Here is a 20,220-nt window from a genome sequence, read left to right as displayed (position 1 = left end):
GACAGACAGGCCGCGAATGGCGGCCCGGCGGGTGGCGGGAAGAATGGGGTGCATGCGCGATTCCTGGGTAGATGAACGGGTCAAAAATTCTAGGAAGCACGGCCCCCGCCGCATGCGCCCGTTTTACGCATCGATATCCGGAAAACCTGCCAAGCCGGGCCGCATAGCACAGACGGCAAATCCCCGGTTACGCCAACGCACTGCAGCAATTGCGGAATGGCGTTAACTTCCGGCCTCCGGCCCCGCGCCGTCTGACCCGAACCACCCAGGAAAGCCCCCTCCATGACGACTCTCTTCGATACCCTCCAGGCCGGCAGCCTGCAACTGGCCAACCGCATCGTGATGGCGCCGCTGACGCGCAACCGCTCGCCCCAGGCCATCCCGCCGGCGATCACCGCCACCTACTACGCACAGCGCGCCAGCGCCGGCCTGCTGATCACCGAGGCCACCGCCATCAGCCACCAGGGCCAGGGCTATGCCAACGTGCCCGGCCTGTACGGCACCGAGCAGCTCGACGGCTGGAAGCGCGTCACCCAGGCCGTGCACGAGGCCGGCGGCAAGATCGTGGTGCAGCTGTGGCACGTGGGCCGCATCTCGCACACCACGCTGCAGCCCGACGGCCAGGCGCCGGTCGCGCCCTCGGCCATCGCCGCCAAGGCCAAGACCTACCTGATCGATGCGCAAGGCCAGGGCTCGTTCGCCGAGACCTCCACCCCGCGCGCGCTGGACGCGGGCGAGCTGCCCGCCATCGTCAAGGACTACCGCGCCGCCGCCCGCAACGCGGTGGAGACGGCGCATTTCGACGGTGTGGAAGTACACGCCGCCAATGGCTACCTGCTGGACCAGTTCCTGAAGACCGGCGCCAACCAGCGCACCGACGCCTACGGCGGCAGCATCGAGAACCGTGCGCGCCTGCTGCTGGAAGTGGTGCGCGGCATCGTCGACGACATCGGCGGCGGCAAGGTCGGCATCCGCCTGTCGCCCGTCACCCCCGCCAACGACGTGCACGACGACGCACCGCAAGCGCTGTTCGAATACGTGGTGCGCGAGCTGGCGCCGCTGGGCCTGGCCTATGTGCACATCATCGAAGGCGCCACCGGCGGCCCGCGCGAGCTGCCCGACCGCCCGTTCGACTACAAGGCCCTGAAGGCCGCCTACCGCAACGCTGGCGGCAAGGGCGCCTGGATGACCAACAACAACTACGACAAGGCCCTGGCCGAGCAAAAGCTCAGCAGCGGCGAGGTCGACCTGATCGCCTTCGGCAAGCCCTTCATCGCCAACCCCGACCTGGTGCGCCGCCTGAAGGAAAACGCGCCGCTCAACGCGCCCAACCAGGCCACCTTCTACGGCGGCGGCGAGGCCGGCTATACCGACTACCCGACCTTGTAATATCTTGGCCTTTTAGGCCTCTAGCCCAGGGTGGGCCTGGGCTATTAGCTATTTAATAGATAGCAACCCAAGGAGCGCACATGGAAACGGCCGCAACAAGACGCAAGCTGGGCAGTTGGGTCCGTGGGTTGGCCATTGGATGGCTGCTGCTGGGGCTCGCCGGTGCCCGGGCCGACACGCCCGGCTACACCGAGCAGCCGCTGGCGCTGGCTACCGCCACGGGCGCCCTGCAAGGCAGCCTGGTGCTGCCCGAGGGCCGGGCGCGCATGCCGGTGGTGCTGATCATCGCCGGCTCGGGCCCGACCGACCGCAACGGCAACAGCAGCCTGCTGCCCGGCCCCAGCAACAGCCTGAAGATGCTTGCCGCGGCGCTGGCGGAAGCGGGTTTTGCCTCGCTGCGCTACGACAAGCGCGGCATTGCCGCCAGTGCCCCGGCCGCCGCGCGCGAGGCCGATCTGCGCTTTGACCTGTATGTGCAAGACGCCGCCGACTGGGTGCGCCTGCTGCGCGCCGACAGCCGCTTCAGCGCTGTGGCGGTGGTGGGGCACAGCGAGGGCTCGCTGATCGGCATGCTCGCGGCGCGGCAGGCCGGCGCCCAGGCTTTTGTCTCCATCGCCGGCCCGGCGCAGGGCGCGGCAGCCGTGCTGCGCCAGCAGTTCGCGCGCAAGCAGTTGCCGCCAGACCTGGCCGCGCGCAACGAGGCCATCCTGAGCGCACTAGAGCAAGGCCGGCCGGCCGCCGACGTGCCGCAGTCCCTGGCGCTGTTCTACCGCCCGGGCATACAGCCTTACCTGATCTCGTGGTTCAGCCACGTGCCGGCAACGGAATTTGCCCAGCTCGGCATCCCGACCCTGGTGCTGCAGGGCGATACCGACACCCAGGTCCGCACCGACGAGGCCGAGGCGCTGCAGCGCGCCAAGCCGGATACCGAGCTGCGCATCGTCAAGGGCATGAACCATGTGCTCAAGCTGGTGCCGGCCGACCCGGCGCTGCAACGCGCGTCTTCCAGCGACCCCACGCTGCCCCTGGCGCCAGAGCTGCCGCGCGCCATCGCCCGCTTTTTGTCGCGCGTGCTGCCCGCCAAATAAATATGAGCCAAATAGGCCTCTAGCCCAGGCTGCACTTGGGCTATTAGCTATATAAAATATAGCAACACTCAGCCGCGCGGCAGCACCACGCCCACCGCCAGCCCGTGCCCCTGCGGGCCTGAATCCAGCACCAGGCGCGCGCCCAGCAGCTCGGCGTAGCGCTGCACGATGGCCAGGCCCAGGCCCACGCCCTGGCCCAGCCATTCGCCCTCTGGCCCCTGCGCCCAGCGCCGCTGCAGGCCGCTGCGCCGCTCGGCCGAAATGCCCTGGCCGTTGTCCACCACCGACAGCGTGATCGCATCTGGCTGCAGCGCCAGCGCCACCGTGATCGTGGCAGGCAGGCCCGCGGCCGGCCGGCCGTAGCGCAGCGCGTTGTCGATCAGGTTGTTCAGGATGCCTTCCAGCAGCGCCGGCTGGCCTTGCGCCATGACCGGGTCGTCGATGCCGCGCGCGCCCAGGTCCACGCCGGCGGCGTCGGCGCGCGGCAGAAAGCGCAGCACCGCGTCGCGCACCAGCTCGTCCAGCAGCACCGGCTGCAGCTGCATGCTGCGGCCCTCGTCGGCGCGCGCCATGGCCAGCAGTTGCTCCACCAGATGGCTGGCGCGCTCCTCGCTTTGCGCCACGCGCTCCAGTTGCTCGCGCCACACGGCCGGGTCTTTCTGCGCCAGGCCGTACTCGGCCAGCGCGCGGATGCCGGCCAGCGGCGTGCGCAGCTCGTGCGCCACGTTGCCGGCAAATTCACGCTGCGTGCGCACGCCTTCGTTCACACGCGCGAACAGGCCGTTGACGGCCTCGCCCAGGCGCTGCACCTCGCGCGTGGAGGCCGTGGCCGGCACGGGCGTCAGGTCGCGCACATCGCGCTGCTCTACCGCGCGCTGCAGCGCGGCCAGCGGGCGCAGGTCGCTGCCAATGGCGCGGCGCAGCCAGAACGCCAGCAGCGCCAGCAGCAGCAGCTGCGGCAGGATCGACAGCACCAGCACATTGCGCAGCAGGGCCTGGCGCGACTGCGTGGTCTCGGCCATCACCACATCGAAGGCCAGCGGCGAGGTGCGCTGCAGCACCACCGCGCGCAAGGCGCGGCCCTGGTAGTGGATGTCAGAGAAGCGGTAGCCCGTGTCCTCTGGCGCCGAGGGCGCATACAGGCCCGCATGGCCGGCGATCAAATTGCCATCGGGCCAGCGCACGGCAAAGAAAACGGATTCGGTCTGGTCATACAGCACCGCGCCCACCTCGCGCGGCGTAAGCGTCAGCTCCAGCCCGCCGCTGCTGTTCGGCCGCACGCTGGCGGCCACCGAATACGCGTCATCCAGCAAGGCGCGGTCGAAGGCGCGCTGGGTGAAGACACTGGCCACCACCACCGACACCACGCCGCCCACCACCCAGGCCCCGGCCAATGGCCACAGCACGTGCTGCAGCACGCGCGACCGAAGAGAACCTGGGGCTGGGGCCTGCGCAGTCAAGGCGCCTCCGCCTCCAGCATGTAGCCCAGGCCGCGCAAGGTGCGTATGCCGGCGCCGCTGCCGCCCAGCTTCTTGCGCAGGCGCGATATGAAGGCTTCGAGTGCGTTGTCGCCCAGGGTTTCGTCAAAGTCCGACAGCTTTTGCGACAGCGCACGCTTGCTCACCACGCGCCCGGGCGGGGTCATCAGCTCCCACAGCACCTCGAACTCGCGCGCCGGCAGCTCCAGCCGCGTGCTGTGCAACGAGAAGGTGCGGGCCTTGCGGTCCAGCACCAGCGCGGCCACGGTGGAGATGTCTTGCGTGCCCTGGCTGCGCCGCACCAGGGCGCGCAGCCGGGCCTCGACCTCGGCCAGCTCGAAGGGCTTGCCCAGGTAGTCGTCGGCACCGGCGTCCAGGCCGGCAATGCGCTCTTCAGTGCGGTCGCGCGCGGTCAGCACCAGCACCGGTGTGCGGTCGCCACGGTTGCGCGCGGCGCGCAGCGCGGTCAGGCCGCTGGAGAGCGCCGGGCCGGTGGGATCGACGGCCGGCAGGTTCAGGTCCAGCAGCACCGCATCGAAGGGTTGCACGCGCCAGAAATGGTCGGCCTCGGCCACCGTGCGCGCCTCGTCCACGCGGTGGCCGGCATCGCACAGGCTGCGCACCATCATGTCCCGCAGGACGACGTCGTCTTCGACCACAAGAATGCGCATGGAAGGCTGCTGTGGATAGGTATTTGATAGGTACTTCTACGGACTCAGAGGCGTTTCTGGCAGTCCGGTCAGGCGACGGTCAGTTGCCCCCGCCGATAAGGCGCATATGAGCATACGACAGTTGATTGCGGCCCTCTGCCTCGGCCCGGCCTTGCCGGCCCTGGCGCAGGTGCCCCCCGTTCCGCCGGTGAACCCGCCACCGGCCTCCACCACCACTGCTGCGGCAGCGCCGCGCAGCCTCACGCTGGGCCAGACACTGGCCGCCGCGCGCGACAACCTCGACGTTGCCATCTCGCGCGGTGCGCTGTCGGCCGCGCGTGCCGACGTACTCACGGCCGACCACGCGCCGCTGCCGGTGCTGTCGGGCAAGACCGCCTCCATCGATCTGCAGAACGGCGTCGGCTCGGGCAACACCCTGAGCCGCAAGCGCATCGACAAGGCCATTGGCATCGACTGGACCTGGGAGCGCGGCGGCAAGCGCCAGCTGCGCACCCAGGCCGCGCAGCGCGACGCCGATGCCGCCGCCGCCGACGTCGAAGACGTGCAGATGCAGCAACAGGTGGCCGCCCTGGGCGCCTACTACGACCTGCTGGCCGCACAGGAAAAGCTGGTGGAGGTGAGCGAGATCGAACGCAGCGCGGCCCAGCTCGCCAACAGCTCCAACCGCCGCGTGCAGGCCGGCGACCTGCCGGCGCAAGACGCCCTGCGCACCGAGATCGAAGCCCAGCGCGCCCAGGCCGACGTGCAGCAGGCCGCGCTGGAGCGCGACCGCGCCACCCTGGCACTGGCGCAGGCCACCGGCCTGCGCGGGCCGCTGGCCATCCAGGGCCCCTGGCCCACGCTGCCCGCATTGGCCACGCCCGCCGCCGACTACACGGCGCTGGCCGAAGCCCGCCCCGAAGTGCGCGCCGCGCTGGCGCGCGTGCAGTCGGCCCAGGCCGGACTGGACGGCGCCAATGCGCTGAAGAAGTCGGATGTGACCATAGGCGCCTCGTACGACCATTACCCCAGCGTGTCGAACCGGCTGATCGAGCTGCGTGCCTCCATCCCGCTGCAATGGGGCTATAGCTACCAAGGCGAGATCGGCCGCGCGCAGGCCACCTACACCCAGGCACAAGACGCGCTGGAGAAGGTCCGGCGCGACGCCGCACTGGAGCTGCAGGGCCTGCAGCAGGCCGCGCTCACCGCCGAGCAGCGCGCCCGCAGCTACGAGACCGACATCCTGCCGCGCGCACGCCGCGTGGCAGAAAACGCCGAGCTGGCCTTCCGCCGCGGCGCCATCCCGCTGGTGGACCTGCTCGATGCGCGCCGCACCCTGCGCGCCACGCTGCTCGACGGCATTGCCGCGCGCGGCGACTACGCCCGCGCCGCCGGCGCCTGGACGCTGCAGACCCAGCCGGCGCTGCTGGCGGCACAGCCATGACACGTTCCATGACCTCCCTCTTTTCCGCCTGCTCCGAGAGCCCTGCCATGTCCCACCCCCACCGTCTTCCGCTGCGCGCCGCGCTGACCGTTGCCGCCTGCTGCGTCCTGCTGCTGGCCGGCTGCGGCGGCGACTCCGACAGCAGCAAGCTTGCAGAAGCGCCGCCCACCGCGCCCATCGTGCAAGGCAAGCAACTGCGCTTTCCGCCCAACCACCCGCAGCTCGCGCTGCTCAATAGCGTGCCCGCCACCGCCGCGACCGAGCTGATGGTGGAGCTGCCCGCGCGCCTGGTCTGGAACGAAGAGCGCACCCAGCGCATCTACCCGCCCTTTGGCGGCCGCATCACCGCCATCGGCGCAGATGTGGGCCAGAGCGTGAAGCCCGGCGCGCTGCTGGCGCGCATCGCCTCGCCCGACTTTGGCCAGGCCCAGGCCGACACCGCCAAGGCGCAGGTCGACGTGGGGCTGTCGCGCAAGAACCTGCAGCGCCAGCGCGAGCTGTTCGAGGCCGGCATCATCGCCCGCAAGGACCTGGAGCAGGCCGAGGCCGACAGCGCACGCGCGCAGGCCGAGGCCTCGCGCGCCGCAGCCCGCACCAGCCTCTACGGCGCTGGCAGCGCGGTGAACCAGCAGCTCGGCATCAGCGCCGGCATTGCCGGCGTGGTGGTTGAGCGCAACCTCAACCCGGGCCAGGAAGTGCGGCCCGACCAGTCCGGCCCCGGCGTGCCCGCGCTGTTCGTGGTGACCGACCCGACCTCGCTCTGGGTGCAGATCGACGCCAAGGAAAGCGACGTTGCCAGCCTGCAGCCGGGCGCCACATTCACGCTGCAGGTCGCCGCCTATCCAGGCGAGACCTTCACCGGCCGCGTCACCGCAGCAGCGGACTTCATCGACCCCAACACCCGCACCATCAAGATCCGTGGCCTGGTGGCCAATGCCAACCGCCGGCTCAAGGGCGAGATGCTGGCTACCGCCCAGGTCAAGGAATCGCTGCAGGGCGTCGTGGTGCCGGCCGGCGCCGTGACCCTGGATGGCACGCGCCATACGGTCTTCGTGCAGACCCAGCCCGGCGTCTTCGAGCCGCGCGAGGTGGTGCCGGCCCACATGGGGCCAACCGAAGTGGTGCTGGCACGCGGCCTGGCCGTGGGCGAGCAGGTGGTGGCAGAAAACGCGCTGCTGCTGGCGCGCCAATTTGCCGTGGCGCGTGAAGACGCGGCCCCGGTCACGGCCCAGCCATCCGGCGCCACCAGCGAGGCCGCCAAGAAATGAAGCGCCTCATCCAGTACGCGCTGCACCAGCCGCTGTTCATCGTCCTCGGTACCTTGTTGTTCGCGCTGGCGGGCGTGATCGCCTTCCAGAACCTGTCGGTCGAGGCCTTCCCCGACGTTACCGACACCCAGGTCACCGTCATCACGCTCTACCCCGGCCGCGCGGCCGAAGAGGTAGAGAAGCAGGTCACCCTGCCGATCGAGGTGGCGCTGGCCGGCCTGCCCAATTCGATCCGCGTGTTCTCGCACACGCAGTTCGGCCTGTCCTTCACCGTCGTCACCTATGACGACAAGGCCGAGGTGAACCTGGCGCGCCAGCAGGTGGCAGAGCGCCTGCGCGGCATCGACCTGCCCGACGGCGTAGAGGCCGACATCGCGCCCAACGCCACGCCGGTGGGTGAAATCATGCGCTACCGCCTGAAGGGCGACGGCCTCACCACCACCGAGCTGCGCACGCTCGAAGACTGGGTGGCCGAACGCGGCCTGCGCCAGGTGCCCGGCGTGGCCGACGTGGTCGCCATGGGCGGCGCCATCAAGCAGTACGAGGTGCAGCCGGACCTCGACAAGCTGCGCGCCTACAAGGTCACCTTCCAGAACCTGCTCGACGCGCTCGGCCGCAGCAACGCCAACGCCGGCGGCAGCTACGTGCCGCAGGGCGCGCAGCAGTACACCATTCGCGGCATCGGGCTGCTGCGCTCGGCCGACGACATCGGCCGCGTGGTGGTGGCCGCGCGCAACGGCACGCCCATCTTGATCCGCGACATCGCGCAGGTGAAGATCGGCGCCGTGCCGCGCCTGGGCGTGGTCGGCCAGGACCTGGACGACGACGTGGTCACCGGCATCGTCATCATGCGCAAGGGCGAGAACCCCAGCGTGGTGCTGAAGGGCGTCAAGGCCAAGATCGCCGAGATCAACGCCCGCGCCTTGCCGCCGGGCGTGCAGATCGTGCCCTTCTATGACCGCACCTGGCTAATGGAGAAGACGCTCTCCACCGTCTTCCGCAACCTGGTGGAAGGCGCGCTGCTGGTGTCGCTGGTGCTCTACATCTTCTTGTCCAACCTGCGCGCCAGCCTGGCCGTGGTGGTGGTGATCCCGCTGGCCCTGTTGTCGACCTTCATGGGCCTGAAGATCATGGGCGTGCCGGCCAACCTGCTGAGCCTGGGCGCGATGGACTTCGGCATCATCGTGGACGGCGCGGTGATCGTGATCGAAAACATCATGCACCGCCTGGCCGAGAAGCGCGAGAACATGAGCGCCGAAGAACGCCGCTCGGTCATCGTCAACGCCGCCAACGAAGTCGGCCGGCCCACGCTGTTCTCGATGCTGATCATCATCGCCGCGCACATCCCGATCTTTGCGCTGCAACGCCATGAAGGCCGCATCTTCCAGCCCATGGCGCTGTCGGTTACCACGGCGCTGATCGGCTCGCTGATCTTCTCGCTCACGCTGGTGCCGCTGCTGGCCTACTGGATGCTGCGCAAGAAGCTGCCGCATGGCGACAACCGCGTGGTGCGCGGCGCCAAGCACTTCTACGGCCCGGTGCTGGACTGGGCGCTGCGCCGCCGCCGCACCGTAGTGCTGATCGCCGTCGTCGCCTTTGGCCTGACCACGGTGGTGGCCTCGCGTTTGGGGTCTGAATTTTTGCCTGAGCTGAACGAGGGCACGACCTGGGTCAACTTCACGCTGTCGCCCAATGTCTCGACCAACGAGGCCTCGCGCATCCTGCGCATGGCGCGCAAGGCGCTGCTGACCATCCCCGAGGTGCGCACCACGGTTTCCAAGGCCGGCCAGCCAGAAGATGGCACCGACCCCAAGACCATCTCCATGGCCGAGATCTTCGTGGACATGAAGCCCGAGGACCAATGGCGCAAGGGCATGACGCGCGAGAAGATCACCGAGGAAATGAACCGCGTGCTGTCGGCCATCCCCAGCATCGACCCGGCCTTCTCGCAGCCGATCCGCGACAACGTGCTGGAGTCGATCTCGCAGATCAAGGGCCAGATCGTCATCAAGCTCGCGGGTGACGACCTGAACCTGATGCAGCAGGTCACCGAGCAGATCGCGCACGAGGTCAAGCAGGTGGCGGGCGTGGCCCGCGCCGAAATCGACCGCGCCGGCCAGGTGCCGCAATTGCTGCTGGACATCGACCGCGACCGCGCCGCGCGCTACGGCCTGAACGTGGGCGACATCCAGGACGTGATCGAGGCCGCGCTGGCCGGCAAGGCCGCCACCAGCCTGTGGGAGGGCGAGCGCAAGTTCGCCGTCGCCGTGCGCCTGCCGCCCGAAGAACGCGTCATCGCCAACCTGCGCCGCACCCCCATCGCCACGCCGGATGGCGGCTTTGTCACGCTGGGCGACGTGGTCACCGTGCGCGAAACCACCGGCGCCATGAACATCGCCCGCGAAGCCGGCCGCCGCACCACCGCCATCGGCATCTTCATCGCTGGCCGCGACATGGGCTCGGTGGTGGCCGACATGAAGGCGCGCGTATCGCAGAACGTGCAGATCCCGCAGGGCTACGTGGTCAACTGGTCGGGCGAGTTCGAGAACCAGGAGCGCGCCATGAAGCGCCTGGCCGTGGTGGTGCCGATCTCGCTGCTGCTGATCTTCGTGCTGCTGTTCGACGCCTTCAAGTCCTTCAAGATGGCCGGCCTGATCCTGATCAACGTGCCACTGGCGCTGATCGGCGGCTTTGTCGCGCTGTGGGTGTTCGGCATCCCGCTGTCGGTGTCGGCCGCCATCGGCTTCATCGCGCTGTCGGGCCAGTCGGTGCTCAACGGCGTGGTGATGCTGTCGGTGTTCCAGCAGCTGCGCAACGCCGGCATGCGCGTCACCGATGCCGTGCGCGAGGGCTCGATGCAACGCCTGCGCACCGTGCTCATGACCGCCATGCTGGCCGCGCTGGGCCTGCTGCCCATGGCCTTGTCGCATGAGATCGGGTCGGAGACTCAGCGGCCGCTGGCGATCGTGGTGATTGGTGGGCTGGTTACGGCTACGTTGTTGACGCTGGTGGTGCTGCCGGCGCTGTATGTGGCTTGGTTTGCGCCTAAGGAAGAGCGCAACGCTTGAGCTACCGCACCCCGCCCATGAGCTCAAAGGTCTACCGAGACCGACATGACCACGGTGCGGGGGGCGCCCAGCCCGCTGGAGAGGGCGCCGGCCCAGTACGCTTTGTTGGCCACATTCTGGACGGCAGCGCGTATGGCGACCGGATGCCTCCCCACGCGCATGGCATAGCGGGTGCCCAGGTCGTACACGGTGCGGCCAGCCACCCATAGCGAGTTGTCGGCGTTGATGTACTGCTTGGACACCGAGACCGCGTTGCCCGCCAGGGTCAGGCCCTGTACCGTCGGCACATCCCATTCCACACCGGTCTTGGCCTGCCATTCAGGCGTGGCCGTCGCGGACTTTCCCTGGTTGTTGCCCCCTGCTGTCCTGGTCAGCCTGGCCTGTGTGTAGGCCAGGCCGCCGAGAACGCGCACGCCCTTGCTTGCCTCTCCGAAGAAGCTCCACTCCAGGCCTCGGTTGCGCTGCTCGCCGCCGAACGAGAAGACATTGCTTGCCGGGTCCGTGTACGAACTTGGCCGGGCAATCTGAAAGACGCTGAGCGTTGTGCCGAACCCTTGCATGTCTGTCTTGATGCCAATCTCTTTCTGCTTTGTCTTGAAGGGGGGAAACACCTCCCCGGCATTGGCGGCCGTGGCCGGAGCGGTGGAGCCCTGGCTCAGGCCCTCGATGTAGTTGGCGTAGACCGACAGCCTGTCGCTCGCCTTCGCCAGCAATGCAATGACAGGCGTGGTGGCGCTGGCGTCGTAGCGGGCTGTGCGAATGCCCGTGCTGCCGTTGAAGGTGTCGCTGACCACCCTCTGGCGGCGTACTCCCAGTGTCAGCTGCAGTCGATCCTGTGCGAAAGACGCGGTATTGGCGACACCCCAACTCGTCGTGTGCAATGCGCTGGTTCGCGACAGCGGCGCATTGCTGAAGCTGCTGTCAACGCCCGGAGCCGCGCTTGAGCGATAGAGGTTGCCCTCCCAATCCTTGGGCAGCATGTTGCGCAGAAATCCGAACTTGTTGTCATGCTGGTAGTGCGTTGCTGACAGCGCCAGCTCGTGGCCGACACCGCCCGTACGAAACCTTGTCCTGAGCCCGGCATCGGCCGACTCCCTGTCATAGATGGAGCGCTGATGCGCGTAGTTCGCGCGGTAGTCTCCCTGCCGGTTGTAGACGGTGTAGACCGTACTGGCCAGCGCATCGAAGTCGGTGTGGCTACGGCCATAGCTGGCGTAGGCAGTGATGTCACGCGTGACGTCCGCCTCCGCACGCAGGACGATGGCTTCATCCTTTGACGTGCTGAAGGTCCCATCGGGAGACAGCATGGTCCGCGCCTGTGGCGCGCGCGGAACCGGCAGCCCGGCGGCAAGCCCAATACCGCGATTGAGGACATCAACCTTGTCCACACCGGAATACAGATCGGCCGAAAGCCGCAGGCGATCCGAGCGCCAGTCCAAACCCAGCGCCGCGAGCTTCGCGGCCTTGGACTGATGCGCCATGGCGCTGTCACCATCCCGCCACACGCCGTTGAAGCGAATGCCCAGCTGCTTTTCGGCACCAAAGCGCTGCCCCAGATCGGCGTGCATACCCAACTGCGCATCGGATGCAAAGGTGCCCGTGATGCGGGCCAGGGGCACGTCACCCGCGCGCTTGGGAACAAGGTTGATGCTGCCCCCGACCGAGCCCCCGGGCGGCATCCCGTTCAGCAGCGCCGAAGGCCCTTTGAGCACCTCCACACGCTCTGCGATCTCGGGGCTGATGCGATAGAAAGGCAGCAGCCCGTACAACCCGCCCAGCGCAACGTCACTATTGGCCACACCGAATCCGCGTATCGAAAAACTATCGGCGACGAGGCCGATGGCGCCATCGTTGAAAACGCCTGGATCGGTCAACGAAATGACCCGGCTCAGCTCCATGGCCTGTGCGTCCTGCACGAAGGTGTCGGTGTAGCTGATGGTGTTGAACGGCGTCTCCATGAAATCCTTGTTCCCGAGCAGGCCCACGCGGCCTCCGCTGGCCACTTGCCCCCCGGCATATGGCGGCGGTGGTTCGTGGGAGCGCTCACTGCTGGCGGTGACAGTGACCGTTGGCAGCGCAGACACCGGGCCATGCGAGCTGCCCGTGCCCACTGCCTGGCCGATTGGGTCCGGAGTGCTGTCCGGTGGTGCGCCAGGCACGCCAACGGCTTGCGCCCATGCATGCGGAATGCCGGCCACGACCATGGCGGCGCCCAGTACTGCGGCCTGCAAGGCCAGGAAGATCGGCGTGTGCCGGAAAGCGTGAGCTGAATGAGGGCGTGCCATGACGGGGGGTTCCTTTGGTGATGCGGGGATATGTGTGGTGGGGCTGAGTGGTCAGCGCCGTGCCGGCGCAAGACGGTGGAGATGTCGGGCGATGCAAGCCAGCGCGGCCTTGGCCGCCGTGGCTTGCTTACCGTGGCGTCACCGAGCGCGCGGCCGCCGCCCGATCAGGGGCTTCAGGCACCAGGCACTGACCCACAGCGTCGGAATGCCCAGGCTGAGCCATGACAGTCCATCCCACGGCCCGTCACCCAGCAGGCCCGAGACCAGACCCACCAGGCTCAGGCAGGCCAGCAGAAGCGGCCCGCGAAAGATCATCCAGAGCGTCTGGTTCATGCCGCGCGCTCCTGCGGCGCTTGCCTGCGCCGGCCCGCAGCGCTGGCAAGCGCCGCCCGGGGCTTGCGGAGCCACAGGTAGATACCACTGGCGAGCACCACAATGCTCAGCACATCCAGAATGGCCCAGATGATCTTCAAGGGCATGCCGCCATAGTCGCCAAAATGGAGCGGCTGCGACAGAAACAGAGCTTTGGCATACAGGGGCATATCGCGCATATCGACCACGCGAGCACTGCCGGCGTCCACCAGCGCGGGGGAAAGCAGCCGGCTGGTGAGTGGCGCGTCGCCCACCAGGTAGACGCCAAAGTGATGCGGGCTGGCAAAGGGAGTGCCAGGGAAGGCCAGTGTGCGCACGGTCTTGCCCGGGGCTGCGGTCAGCACACTGCCCAGCACATCGTCCACCGCGGCATGCGGCGCACCTGCGGCGCGATCGGGCGGGTGCGCTGCCATCTGTGCCAGTTCGGTGCTCTGCCAGAGCATCTCAACGGGCATGGCCAGCGTATTGATGGCGCCGGTGAAGCCGACCACACCCAGCCATGCGGCTGTGACGATGCCCAGCAGGTTATGCACATCGAGCCAGAGCACGCGCGGCCCGCGCGTGTCACGCAAGGTGGCGAAGCCGAGCTTGCGCATGAAGGGCGCATACAGCACCACACCGCTGGCAATCGCTAACAAAAGCAACAGAGCCATGGCGCCGAGGAACAGCATGCCCTTCATGCCGGCAAACAGATCCACGTGCAGTTTGGCCACTACGTACATGAAGCCCTCGGTGGGCTGCCGATGCTCAAGCATCAGTCCGTCACGCAAGTCAAACAGCTGGTAGTGGGTGTCGCCGGGCAGGGAATCGCGACGCTCGGCCGTGGCGACCATGGCGTGCGGCGCATCGTCGACAAAGTAGATGTAGTTGACGACTTGGCCAGGACGCGCCGCCTGCGCCTTTAGAACAACGGCTTCGAGGGACGGCGCGCTTGTGCCCGGCACCAAGGCCGGACGCGCGGGCATGAGCAAGTGATCGATCTCGTGATGAAAGATCAGTGGCAGGCCGGTCACGCACAGCAGTAGCATGAACAGCATGCATACCAGGCTGCTCCAGCGGTGTATGGCGCTCCAGGCGCGGATGGTTCGGGATTTCACGTTCGGTGCCTCGCCTGCCTCAGAAATCCACCTGCATGGATACGCGCACAGTGCGCGTATCACCCATTGCCAGGCCACCCCAGCTCGTGACGCCGGACCAGTAGTGCCGATCAGCAAGGTTGAATATCTGCGCCCGAAAAACCACCGGGCGGCTGGCGATGCGCGTCGCGTAGCGTGCACCCGGATCGAAGCGCCACCAGGCGGGCAGGCGTTGTGTGTTCGCCTGGTCGACGTACTGACTGCTGGTGTACAGGGTGCGGCCCGTCAGCGTCAGTCCTGGCACGCCGGGCACGTCCCATTCCAGCCCCAGGTTGGCCTGGACACGAGGCACGCCAGGGGCGTCGTTGCCCTGCACCGCGGCGCTGGCGCGTGTGAGCTCTCCATCGAGCAGGCTCAGGCTGGCCATGGGACGCAGGCCACGCACGGGTTCGCCGGCCAGAGAAACTTCGAGGCCGCGGTTGCGTTGCTCTGCATTGGGGCGGTAGTAGCCGTCGGTGCCCAACTGGCCGCTGGGCTTGCCGATCTGAAAGACACTGGCGGTGGCAAGCCAGCCTGCAGCCTCGTACTTGACGCCTGCCTCGTATTGCTTGGCCTTGTACGGCTTGAAGACCTCGCCGGCGTTGTGACTGTTGGTGGGCGCCGTGTCGCCAACATTCAACCCCTGTATGTAGTTGGCGAACAGGGACACGTTTGGCCATGGCTTGACCACCAGCCCCACCATGGGAGTGAGTGCATGTTCGTCATCGCGGGTGCCGGCCGCCGGATTGACGCTGCGCACCTGCTGCTGGCGCAGGCCCAGTGTCAAGAGCACACGGTCATCGGCCAGCGCCATCGTGTCGGCCAGCGCCAGGCCGCGCAGCGTAGTGCGGCTGAAGGCCATCTCGGCCGGGCGCGACAGATCGACCTTGGGGAAGTCAATGGGGTCATAGATGTTGCTGCCAAGCGGCGTCGAGGCGAAGTTGAAGCCCACGTCCATTTCGTCGTGGTAGACGTTGGCGCCCAGGGTCCAGCGGTGCTCCACGGCGCCTGTGCGCCAGCGTCCACGCAGGCCGGCCTCGGCCGTCCACTTGCGCAGGTGCAGCGAAATGCGCGAGGGCAGCATCGTGGTCTGGCCCGAGGCATCGGTGATCATCGGATTGCTGTAGAGCCCATCCGTGGCGCTGCGTGATGCGCCGGTGGCGAAGTAGGCACCGAGTCGGTCTGAGATTTCGTAGTCCACCCGGGCGAGCAGAGACTGATCGCGCAGCACGGATCGGTCCCAGGGCTGCGCCAGGTTGCGGCGCGCATCGGGTGCTTCGGGCACCCGCACTCCTGCGGCCAGCATCGGCTGGCGGGTTGGGGCATCCACCGTCAGTTGCTGGTTCACATAGTCCAGAGACGCGCGCAACTGGCTGCCCTTGTAGTCCAGCGCGATGGCTCCCAGTTGCGTGTGGGCGTTCTGCTTGTCCCGCTCGGTGTCTCCGTCGCGAAGCACACCATTCACGCGCACGCCCCATTCCTGGTTGTCACCGAAGCGCCGCCCCACATCCACATGCGCGCCAGCCTGACTGCGCGTGGCGTAGTCCAGTGTCATGCGGGTCAGCGGCTGCGCGCCGGCGCGTTTGGGCACGATGTTCAGGCCGCCGCCCAGCGCGCCGTTGGGGGCAATGCCATTGAGCAGCGCCGTCGGCCCCTTGATGAGCTCGACGCGCTCGGCATAGGCCGCCGACGTCTGGTAGTTCGGCGCGACGCCGTAGAGCCCGTCAAAAGATACGTCGCCAATATTGCCGTCGTTGATCGGGAATCCGCGGATGGCGTAGGACTCCGTCACGCCATAGGACTGACTGGTCAGGCGCACGGAGGCGTCGGCAGCGATCACTTCGCCAACGGTGCGCGCCTGTTGGTCATCGATGGCCTGGGCCGTGTAGTTGACGGTGCTCAGCGGCGTGTCCATCACATCCACATTGCCGAGGAAGCCGGCACGTCCGCCGCGCGCGATCTGCCCCCCGGCAAAGGCCTCTGGTAGGTCGTCGGCCCGTTCGGCGCGTGCCGTCACGAGCACGGCTGGCAACGCGGGGGCTGCACCCTCGCTTTCCGGCCTGCTCCCCTTGCGCTGGAGCACATAGCGGCCGCTGCCGGAGTCCACCGCTTCGAAGCCCGAGCCCGCCAGCAGGCGCCCGAAACCCGAACCTACGGCGTAGCGCCCCTGCAGCCCGCTGCTTTGCAGGCCGTCAAGCAGGTGGGGGTCGAAGGACAGGGGAACGCCGGCCGCGCCGGCGAACTGTGCGAGCACATCGCCGAGCCTGCCGGGCGCTATCGCATAGTCCTGAATGGAGGCCGCATCCGCCGCCTCGATGGCCGAGGCAGGAAGGGGCGCAAGCGTGGCGATGGCGCCAACCGCTCCCATGCGCAGGAGCAAGCCACCCACGACGAGGGCCCGCATGCGGGGTTTGGGTTGCGGGGCTGGGCTGAAGCGCCTGAAAGCCATGGTCGAAGAACCTTTCGTCGGTGTGTTTTAGCTGTATGGACGCGTGCGCAAACGCGCGTTCAACAGCTACACCGCACGAACGAAAAAAAGGTATCACATGGACTTCAGCGGGCCTTCAGCGTGATCCAGTACGGGGTGACGCTCTCAACGCGCACCGGCAAGGATTTCTCCAGCATGTCCAGGCTGGCCAGGGTGTTGGTGACCGGGAACGCGCCGGAGACGGTCAAGCCTGCAACCGCCGGATCGCAGCGCAGGACGCCCCGGTGATAGCGCTTGAGCTCCGCCGTCAGTTCATCCAGGCGCATGTCACGGGCCAACAGCATGCCGCGCTCCCAGAGCGCGGCGCCGGGTTCCACCGGCTGCGCGGGCTCCATGGCGGAGGCAGTGAAGCGGAGCTGTTCACCCTCGCGCACGATCACCTGCGCCACGGCAGAGCCGAGGCCGCCGGCCGCGCGCACCTGCACCGCGCCCGTAAAGACAGCCAGCCGCGTGTCAGTGTCCGTGTGGCGCACACTGAAGCGTGTCCCCAGCGCGCGCATGCTGCCGTTGGCCGTGTCCACGATGAAGGGGCGTGGCGCGGCCGCAGGATCGCGGTGACTGGTAGTGACGAGAATCTCACCCGCAACGAGCGTCAGCCGGCGCTCTGCGGCGGTGAACAAGACATTGACGGAGCTGCCAGTGTTGAGCACCAGACGCGTGCCGTCGGCCAGCGTGAGCGTCCTCTGCTCGCCCGTGCTGGTGCTCAGGTCGGCGCTCCATTCCTGCCACGGCGCCAGACGCCAAGCCACCCAGCCGGCGGGCAGCGCCATAGCCAGCACGCCCATGCGCAGCGCATGCCTGCGCATGGCGGCGTGGCCCGGGCGCAGCAAGGTGTCATGCGCCAGCCTGGAGGGCACAAACTCAAGCGTGCCGAGCATGTTCTGCGCGCGCGCCCAGGCTGCGGCATGTGCAGCGCTGCGCTCGCACCAGCGCGCAAGACGCGTGCGTTCCCGCTCGGAGACCTCACTGGACTGCAGCAGCACCAGCCAGTCTGCAGCCTCCAGCAAGATGGCCGCGTCGATGTCGGGCGATGGGGGATGGGCAGCGCTCATCACCTCACCCAATCGCCAGGCAGGCGGCAAAAGCCGTGCGCATGTGGCGCTTGACGGTGATGAGGGATGTGCCAAGTTGATCGGCAACCTGCTGGTAAGTGAGGCCGTCGATCTGCGACAACACGAAGATCTGGCGTGTGCGCCCGGGCAGGCGGTCCAGCATGGCGTCGATGCGCTGCAGCGCCTCCAGGATCAGCAGGCGCGCTTCAGGCGAAGGCATCTCTGGCTCGGGCAGTTGGGCCAGCGCCTCCAGGTAGGCGCGCTCCACCTCCTGGCGCCGCCAATGGTCGACAACCAGCCCTTTGGCGATGTGTGTCAGCAGCGCCCGGGGCTCTTCGCCCAGGTGCATGGGCAGCCGCCGCGAGGCCATGACCCGCACAAAGGTGTCGTGCGCCAGATCAGCGGCATCGCAGGCATTTCCCAGTTTGCGACGCAGCCAGCTTCTCAGCCAGCCGTGATGGTCCGTGTAAAGGGTTTCGATCCGTTGCTGCAGCGCGAACTCTTCGGTGCCCATGAGGCCCTTCCTGTGCCTCATGGCCAACGGAAAATGGGTGCGTTAAATGAGAATTAATATCATTTTATTGAATTTTTACGAACAGCAGCCTGCATGGTTCCCGAAATTGAAAGAAACGTCGTCCCGCAGCACCGATCCGAAACCCCGGTTGAAAGCGGTGTAGATGCCCACGTTTGACATCGACCGCGGGCTTGGTGAGCTTGATCTGTTCAGTGCCGGAGTCACTGTGAAATGAAAAAAGCGCCCTCAGGCGCTTTTTTCATGGGCTGGCTTGCTGCTCAGGCCGCAGCAAGCTGCTTGTGCGGCTGGTGCGCCACCGCCGATGGCGCAAAGCGCGGCCCGGTGCTGCTTGGCAGGGCCAGGCCGCTTTCATCGCTCAGGTGGAAGCGGCGCACCACTTCAGCCAGGCGGCCGGCCTGCTCGCGCAGCGACTCGGCGGCGGCGGCAGACTCTTCCACCAGCGCGGCGTTCTGCTGCGTCATGCGGTCGATGTCGTTGACCGCCTGGCTCACCTCGCCAATGCCCACCGACTGCTCGGATGCGGCCGCGCTGATTTCGCCGATGACGTCGCTCACGCGCTGCACGCTGCCCACGATCTCTTTCATGGCGGCGCCGGCTTCTTCCACCAGGCGCACGCCGCCGTCCACTGCGGTCACGCTGTTGCCGATCAGGGTCTTGATCTCGCTGGCGGCCTGGGCCGAGCGCTGGGCCAGGTTGCGCACCTCGCTGGCCACCACGGCAAAGCCACGGCCTTGTTCGCCGGCACGCGCAGCCTCTACTGCGGCGTTGAGCGCCAGGATGTTGGTCTGGAAGGCGATGGAGTCGATCAGCGCAATGATGTCGTTGATCTTGCGGCTGGAGGACGAGATCTCCTGCATGCTGGTCACCGCCTGCTGCACCACGCTGCCGCCGCGCGTGGCCGCGGTCGAGGCCGATGCCGCAAGCTGGTTGGCCAACTGGGCCGAGGATGCGGTCTGCTGCACGTTGCCGCTCAGCTCGCTGATCGAGGCCACGGTCTGCTGCACATTGCCGGCGGTTTGCTCGGTGCGGCTGGAGAGGTCCTGGTTGCCGGTGGCGATCTCCTGGCTGGCGGTGGCGATGTTCTCGCTGGAGTCGCGCACCTTGGCCACCATGGCGCCCAGGCCGGCCTGCATGCTGGCCAGTGCGCGCTGCAGGTCGGCCAGCTCGTCGCGGCCTTCGGATTCGATCTTTTGCGACAGATCCGCGTTGGCGATGGCCAGGGCCGACTGGCGCGCCTGCTCCAGCGGGCCGCAGATGGAGCGCATGTTGGCCACCGTGAGCGGCACCACCGTGAGGATCATCAGCGCCACGATGGCGGCAAACAGCAATTGCGTCTGCCGCGCCACCTCGCGCTGCTGCTCCAGCGCAGCTTCCACCTGCTGGCGCAGCGCGGCTTCCAGGGCCTGCAGCTGCTTCTCGGCTTCTTCGAACTGGGCCACGGCGCGCGCGCTCATGCGGTTGGCGGTGGTGGCGGACTCATAGCCGCTGCTCTCCAGCTGGTTGGCCACGCTGGCGAACAGGTCGCGGTAGGCACCGAGCTTTTGCAGCAGCGTGGTCATGAGCGCTGCGTCTTCGGCGCTGCGGCCTTCGATGAAGGCCTTGCCGACCTTCTCTGCACGGGCCTGCGCGTCCAGCCACTTGACGCGGGTGGCCTTCACTGCCTCGGCCTTCTCGTACTGGATGATCATGTCCTTCTCGTTCTGCCGCACCGCCGACAGCGCGTCGCGCAGCTGGCCCACCTGCTCGGTCGCGGCATACGAGGTGTTCATGAAGCTCTCGCTCATGTTCTGGATGCGCAGCATGCCCAGCGCACCCGCACCGCCCAGCAGGCCCAGCAAGACCAGAACAACGGCAATCGCGCCATACATCCGAAAACGGATGGTGAAACGGCGAAGAGACAGAAAACTCATGCAAGCACTCCTAGGACGGTCAACGTGGCGGCCCGCTTGTTACGCGTCTGCGGCCACTTCCCGCCGCCGACATGGCGT

14 protein-coding genes are annotated in these 20,220 nt (G+C 67.6%); 5 read left to right on the top strand and 9 right to left on the bottom strand.

Annotated elements, in window-relative coordinates; genetic code table 11:
* Positions 1-282 precede the first annotated feature (282 nt).
* Together AAFF27_00525 and AAFF27_00520 are read left to right on the top strand one after the other, a co-directional pair.
* Complete coding sequence (locus AAFF27_00525; GenBank protein ID XAH23708.1) at positions 283-1,389, top strand: alkene reductase; 1,107 nt, start codon at positions 283-285, stop codon at positions 1,387-1,389.
* Positions 1,390-1,469: 80 nt separating this feature from the next.
* Entirely contained in the window at positions 1,470-2,477 is a 1,008-nt protein-coding gene (locus AAFF27_00520; GenBank protein XAH23707.1) for an alpha/beta fold hydrolase, read from the top strand.
* A 68-nt stretch (positions 2,478-2,545) separates the two neighbouring features.
* Here AAFF27_00520 and AAFF27_00515 read toward each other — a convergent pair whose 3' ends face one another.
* On the bottom strand, positions 2,546-3,937 hold the full coding sequence (locus tag AAFF27_00515; GenBank protein XAH23706.1) for a sensor histidine kinase N-terminal domain-containing protein: 1,392 nt from the start codon (positions 3,935-3,937) through the stop codon (positions 2,546-2,548).
* Positions 3,934-4,626 carry a response regulator transcription factor gene (locus AAFF27_00510; GenBank protein ID XAH23705.1) on the bottom strand — a complete coding sequence of 231 codons (693 nt, stop codon included), beginning with the start codon at positions 4,624-4,626 and terminating at the stop codon, positions 3,934-3,936. Before AAFF27_00510 ends, AAFF27_00515 begins: the two co-directional genes overlap by 4 nt.
* A 106-nt stretch (positions 4,627-4,732) precedes the next feature.
* Between AAFF27_00510 and AAFF27_00505 the strand changes: the two genes are divergently transcribed.
* The 3 genes from AAFF27_00505 to AAFF27_00495 are packed head-to-tail and all read left to right on the top strand — an operon-like array spanning position 4,733 to position 10,385.
* Complete coding sequence (locus AAFF27_00505) at positions 4,733-6,049, top strand: TolC family protein (protein XAH23704.1); 1,317 nt, start codon at positions 4,733-4,735, stop codon at positions 6,047-6,049.
* Between the two features lie 47 nt (positions 6,050-6,096).
* Positions 6,097-7,317: an efflux RND transporter periplasmic adaptor subunit gene (locus tag AAFF27_00500; GenBank protein XAH23703.1), complete on the top strand. Its 1,221-nt coding sequence runs from the start codon at positions 6,097-6,099 to the stop codon at positions 7,315-7,317.
* Positions 7,314-10,385, top strand: coding sequence for a CusA/CzcA family heavy metal efflux RND transporter (locus tag AAFF27_00495; GenBank protein XAH23702.1), 3,072 nt, complete (start codon positions 7,314-7,316; stop codon positions 10,383-10,385). The genes AAFF27_00500 and AAFF27_00495 overlap by 4 nt, the downstream gene beginning before the upstream one ends.
* A gap of 23 nt (positions 10,386-10,408) precedes the next feature.
* On the opposite strand, the gene AAFF27_00490 is transcribed toward AAFF27_00495, so the two are convergent.
* The 7 genes from AAFF27_00490 to AAFF27_00460 all read right to left on the bottom strand — a co-directional run bounded on the left by AAFF27_00490 (position 10,409) and on the right by AAFF27_00460 (position 20,142).
* On the bottom strand, positions 10,409-12,670 hold the full coding sequence (locus tag AAFF27_00490) for a TonB-dependent siderophore receptor (GenBank protein XAH23701.1): 2,262 nt from the start codon (positions 12,668-12,670) through the stop codon (positions 10,409-10,411).
* Positions 12,671-12,808: 138 nt separating this feature from the next.
* Positions 12,809-13,003, bottom strand: coding sequence for a hypothetical protein (locus tag AAFF27_00485; GenBank protein ID XAH23700.1), 195 nt, complete (start codon positions 13,001-13,003; stop codon positions 12,809-12,811).
* A complete protein-coding gene (locus AAFF27_00480; protein XAH23699.1) occupies positions 13,000-14,139 on the bottom strand; it encodes a PepSY domain-containing protein in 1,140 nt (379 codons plus the stop codon). Before AAFF27_00480 ends, AAFF27_00485 begins: the two co-directional genes overlap by 4 nt.
* Positions 14,140-14,158: 19 nt before the next feature.
* The gene (locus AAFF27_00475) at positions 14,159-16,561 is read right to left on the bottom strand and encodes a TonB-dependent receptor (protein ID XAH23698.1); all 2,403 of its coding nucleotides are present in this window, start codon (positions 16,559-16,561) and stop codon (positions 14,159-14,161) included.
* Between the two features lie 149 nt (positions 16,562-16,710).
* Positions 16,711-17,697: a FecR domain-containing protein gene (locus tag AAFF27_00470; GenBank protein XAH23697.1), complete on the bottom strand. Its 987-nt coding sequence runs from the start codon at positions 17,695-17,697 to the stop codon at positions 16,711-16,713.
* 4 nt (positions 17,698-17,701) lie between these two features.
* On the bottom strand, positions 17,702-18,211 hold the full coding sequence (locus tag AAFF27_00465; GenBank protein XAH23696.1) for a sigma-70 family RNA polymerase sigma factor: 510 nt from the start codon (positions 18,209-18,211) through the stop codon (positions 17,702-17,704).
* 278 nt (positions 18,212-18,489) lie between these two features.
* Complete coding sequence (locus tag AAFF27_00460) at positions 18,490-20,142, bottom strand: methyl-accepting chemotaxis protein (GenBank protein XAH23695.1); 1,653 nt, start codon at positions 20,140-20,142, stop codon at positions 18,490-18,492.
* Between the last annotated feature and the right edge of the window lie 78 nt (positions 20,143-20,220).

This window comes from Xylophilus sp. GW821-FHT01B05, assembly GCA_038961845.1.
Classification (GTDB): Bacteria; Pseudomonadota; Gammaproteobacteria; order Burkholderiales; family Burkholderiaceae_C; genus Xylophilus.
Note: the sequence above shows the minus strand (reverse complement) of the source record. Positions and strands in the feature narration are given on the sequence as shown.

Coding starts and splice junctions, on each gene's coding strand:
- AAFF27_00525 (XAH23708.1), top strand. CDS start 283: ATGACGACTCTCTTCGATACCCTCCAGGCCGGCAGCCTGCAACTGGCC.
- AAFF27_00520 (XAH23707.1), top strand. CDS start 1,470: ATGGAAACGGCCGCAACAAGACGCAAGCTGGGCAGTTGGGTCCGTGGG.
- AAFF27_00510 (XAH23705.1), bottom strand. CDS start 4,626: ATGCGCATTCTTGTGGTCGAAGACGACGTCGTCCTGCGGGACATGATG.
- AAFF27_00505 (XAH23704.1), top strand. CDS start 4,733: ATGAGCATACGACAGTTGATTGCGGCCCTCTGCCTCGGCCCGGCCTTG.
- AAFF27_00500 (XAH23703.1), top strand. CDS start 6,097: ATGTCCCACCCCCACCGTCTTCCGCTGCGCGCCGCGCTGACCGTTGCC.
- AAFF27_00495 (XAH23702.1), top strand. CDS start 7,314: ATGAAGCGCCTCATCCAGTACGCGCTGCACCAGCCGCTGTTCATCGTC.
- AAFF27_00490 (XAH23701.1), bottom strand. CDS start 12,670: ATGGCACGCCCTCATTCAGCTCACGCTTTCCGGCACACGCCGATCTTC.
- AAFF27_00485 (XAH23700.1), bottom strand. CDS start 13,003: ATGAACCAGACGCTCTGGATGATCTTTCGCGGGCCGCTTCTGCTGGCC.
- AAFF27_00475 (XAH23698.1), bottom strand. CDS start 16,561: ATGCGGGCCCTCGTCGTGGGTGGCTTGCTCCTGCGCATGGGAGCGGTT.
- AAFF27_00470 (XAH23697.1), bottom strand. CDS start 17,697: ATGAGCGCTGCCCATCCCCCATCGCCCGACATCGACGCGGCCATCTTG.
- AAFF27_00465 (XAH23696.1), bottom strand. CDS start 18,211: ATGGGCACCGAAGAGTTCGCGCTGCAGCAACGGATCGAAACCCTTTAC.
- AAFF27_00460 (XAH23695.1), bottom strand. CDS start 20,142: ATGAGTTTTCTGTCTCTTCGCCGTTTCACCATCCGTTTTCGGATGTAT.